This window comes from Candidatus Eremiobacteraceae bacterium, assembly GCA_036511855.1.
GTDB lineage: Bacteria > Vulcanimicrobiota > Vulcanimicrobiia > Eremiobacterales > Eremiobacteraceae > JABCYQ01.
Genome location: DATCBN010000079.1, coordinates 1 through 3,614 on the forward strand (window position 1 = coordinate 1; position 3,614 = coordinate 3,614).

The window sequence follows — 3,614 nt, forward strand, 5'->3', positions numbered from 1 at the left end:
AACACGGCCGTGATGAATGCCGTGAATACCATCGCCGACGGAATCATCGCGCACCCAGCCCCTACGCCGCCGCCGATCGTCAACGCCATTCCGACGCCAGAGCCCGGTCCGATCGAGACGGCCATGGCACTCATAGCAGCCAACTGGGAAACGACGGGAGGACGGGTCGCGATGATCTGCGTTTGTCTTCTCGCGCTCGTTCTCGTCGCGCGTCTCGCGGGTTTCGGGCGCTCGCGCTAACTTTTCGCCGGGACGAAGATCAACGCTAGTCCGTTCATGCAATATCGCAAGCCGGTTGGTTGCGGGCCGTCGTCAAACACATGACCTAGGTGACTGCCGCAACGACGGCAATGAATCTCGTCGCGCTCCTCGCCGAGCGTGTAGTCCGAACTCTTCCGCACCGCATTCGGGATATGGTCGTAAAAGCTCGGCCAGCCCGTGCCGCTGTCGAACTTGGTGGTGGATGAATACGCGGGCAGTGCGCATCCGGCGCAATCGTAGATCCCTTTGCCGAATTCGCGATCGAGCGGACTAGAAAACGCGATTTCGGTGCCGGCTTCACGCAAGATATTGTACCGGTCGGGAGTGAGCAGCTTGCGCCACTGCGCGTCCGTGTGCGTCACGGTAAACGTTTCCGGCGGTTGGGCGGCGCGGGTGGTATAGCGGCAGGCGACGACGGCGCCGGCCAACCCGGCCGCGCCGGCGAGAAAGAAGGATCTGGTCATTGCGAGGCTCCTCATGGTTGCTTCTACTTCGCTCTACGTGTGGGGGAGTCCGGTGGATGCATCCCGGCGGTAAAGGGAGCAAGCATTGCGTCGACAAACTTCCGCGGCCAAAGGAGATCGATCATGCGCAAATTCTCTGTTTACGCGGCCTGTTCGTGTGCGGTCGCTGCGTTTGTCTTCTTCGCCATGGAAGCCGGCACCGCGGAGCGCTCGGAAGCCGCTAGCGCCCTCACCGGGAAGATGGCGACGATGCAATTTCTCGTCGGATCATGGAATTGCAACGTCAAGATCGGCGCGTCTCCAGGGCAGCCTGCTACAACCGCGCACGGCATCGTGGCGTTCTCAGTGGCGCCGGGCAACACTCTGCACAACCACGTGACTGCAGACGAATACGGGGCCGATACCTATACCGGCTTCGTCGAAAAATCCAAGACGTTTTGGATGAACACCGTCGACGTCTACAGCAATCTTAGCGGCGAGACGTCCTCGGACGGCAAGATATTCACCGGGACGACGATGGGCAGCACCGGCAAGTCGCCGCTCCGCGATACGCTCACGCATCCGTCTGCGACGACGATCCGCGACTATCAGGAATATCAGGCGAAGGGCGTATGGACCATGGCCTCGGATAGCGTCTGCACGCGGTTGTGACTGGGGCGGGAACCTAGGCTTTAACGCCTAACCTGCCGTCTTGCGATCGACCCTCTCAGGCTGAATCGCCTGAGATTTGCCATGCCACGCGCTACGTTTGGGAGATAAGCTTGTGAGCACGCCACCAGTCGCGATCAACATAGGCAACACCGCGTTCATGCTCATCTGCGCGAGCTTGGTGATGCTCATGACCCCAGGGCTCGCTTTTTTCTACGGCGGACTGGTCGCGCGGAAAAACGTTTTGACCATCATGATCCAAAGCTTCATGTCCTTGGGCTGGACGACCGTGATCTGGTACGTCTTCGGCTATTCGATGTGTTTCGGCCCCGATTGGCACGGCATCATCGGCGACCCCACCTACTACGCGTTTCTCAAGGGCATCACGCTTTCGACGATGTTCACCGGCAACGACGCCGGCATTCCGCTCATCGTGCACGTGGCCTACCAGATGATGTTCGCCATCATCACGCCGGCGCTGATCACCGGCGCCTTTGCGAATCGCGTCACCTTTAAGGCATATTTCCTGTTCCTGACCGGCTGGCTCATCTTCGTGTACTTCCCGTTCGTCCACATGTTATGGAGCCCCGACGGCCTGCTCGCGAAGTGGGGCGTGCTCGACTTCGCCGGTGGCATCGTGGTCCACGCATCCGCAGGTTTTGCTGCCCTTGCATCGGTCTTGTACATCGGCCGGCGCCACATCGTTGAGAATAAGCCGCACAACGTGCCGTTGATCGCCCTCGGCACGGGCTTGCTTTGGTTCGGCTGGTACGGCTTCAACGCAGGTTCGGAACTTCGCGTGGATGCGGTCACCGCATCCGCATTTCTGAACACCGATATCGCGGCGTCGATCGCCGCCATCACGTGGCTCTTGATCGAATGGGCGTACGGCAGACAGCCGAAGTTCGTCGGCTTGCTCACCGGCGCTGTGGCCGGACTCGCCACCATCACGCCCGCCGCAGGTTACGTCTCGCTCGGCACGGCGGCCATCTACGGCATACTTTCCGGCGCGATCTGCTACTATGCGGTAGCGCTGAAAAACCGGTTGGGGTGGGACGATGCGCTCGACGTGTGGGGAGTTCACGGAGTGGGCGGATTCTTGGGCATCGTCGCGCTCGGCGTCTTCGCCTCGACGGCGTGGAATCCGAACGGCGCCAACGGCTTGCTTCAAGGCAATCCGGAGTTCTTCGTCAAGCAGTTGGTGGCCGCGATCGTCTGCAGCGCTTGGGCGTTCGTGTTCACGTACGGCTTCCTGTGGCTCATCAGCAAGGTGACGCAGACGAAAGTCGACCCCGCGACTGAAGAGCGAGGTCTGGACGTCGAGCTGCACGGCGAGGAGGCGTACCCCCTCGGACTCTGACCGTTCGGATCGGTGGGCGGGCGCTATGCCGGTGCGGCGGTTTCCGGTGAACGAATGTTCGAAGCGGCGGACGGTATCGATCGGCGCGATACGTACCGTCCCTTGGCATTTCGAGCGATCCAGAGGTAGAGCGTCGGCACCACGAGCAGCGACAAGAACGTCGAGGTGATCAGGCCGCCGATGACCACGGTCGCAAGCGGCGCTTGGGTGGAACTGCCTATTTCAATCCCGATCGCGAGCGGCAGCATGCCTCCGATCGTCGCGAAGGTCGTCATCAGAATCGGTCGCAAACGCATCGGCCCGGCGTGCAGCAACGCGTCGCGCGGCGACGCTCCCTCTTCGCGCAATTGCTTGGTGAATTCAATCACGAGAATGGCATTCTTGACGGCGATCCCAACGAGCATGAGCGAGCCGATGAAGGCGGTGAGGCCGAAGGCGCGATTTGTTATCACGAGCGATGCGACGATGCCGATGAGGGAGAGTGGAATCGACGTCATCACCACGAGAGGATCCACGTAAGACTCGAACTGCGCGGCGAGCAGCATGTAGATCAAGATTATCGCCAAGCCAACGGCCAGCCACAACGAATTGAAGCTGGTCTCACCACGCTGGATCTCGGGACCGTATTCCCAGCGATAGCCCGCCGGCAACGGATAGCTCCGCATCACCGCGCCGGCGTCGGCGACGATCGGTCCAAGCGGCCGGCCGCTGATGGGGGCACTGATCTCGACGCGGCGTTGCCGGTCCTCCCGGCTGATGGCAGAAGGTCCAAAGCCGGGCGTGAGCGCGGCGACGCTGCCGAGCGTCGTTCCGACGCGGACCTGGCCGGGAATCGCGGAGTTCGGCGAAGAGATCGCAGATGGGAACTCGAGCGCCTGTAA

5 protein-coding genes are annotated in these 3,614 nt (G+C 61.4%); 3 read left to right on the forward strand and 2 right to left on the reverse strand.

Annotated elements, in window-relative coordinates:
• A partial coding sequence (locus VII69_10210) for a hypothetical protein (protein ID HEY5095479.1) occupies positions 1-240 on the forward strand: 240 nt, incomplete at its 5' end.
• Here the strand turns inward: VII69_10210 and msrB are convergent.
• Positions 237-725, reverse strand: a complete 489-nt coding sequence (gene msrB, locus VII69_10215) for a peptide-methionine (R)-S-oxide reductase MsrB (protein ID HEY5095480.1) — start codon at positions 723-725, stop codon at positions 237-239. The genes VII69_10210 and msrB overlap by 4 nt on opposite strands.
• A 123-nt stretch (positions 726-848) precedes the next feature.
• Here msrB and VII69_10220 point away from each other — a divergent pair, with 123 nt between their 5' ends.
• Positions 849-1,376, forward strand: a complete 528-nt coding sequence (locus VII69_10220; GenBank protein HEY5095481.1) for a hypothetical protein — start codon at positions 849-851, stop codon at positions 1,374-1,376.
• Between the two features lie 112 nt (positions 1,377-1,488).
• Complete coding sequence (locus VII69_10225) at positions 1,489-2,733, forward strand: ammonium transporter (protein ID HEY5095482.1); 1,245 nt, start codon at positions 1,489-1,491, stop codon at positions 2,731-2,733.
• Between the two features lie 23 nt (positions 2,734-2,756).
• Here VII69_10225 and VII69_10230 read toward each other — a convergent pair.
• The coding region (locus VII69_10230) for an efflux RND transporter permease subunit (GenBank protein ID HEY5095483.1) at positions 2,757-3,614 on the reverse strand (858 nt) is incomplete at its 5' end.

Excerpts from the sequence above, each read along its gene's own strand:
- VII69_10220 (HEY5095481.1), top strand. The coding sequence starts at position 849 with ATGCGCAAATTCTCTGTTTACGCGGCCTGTTCGTGTGCGGTCGCTGCG.
- msrB (HEY5095480.1), bottom strand. The coding sequence starts at position 725 with ATGACCAGATCCTTCTTTCTCGCCGGCGCGGCCGGGTTGGCCGGCGCC.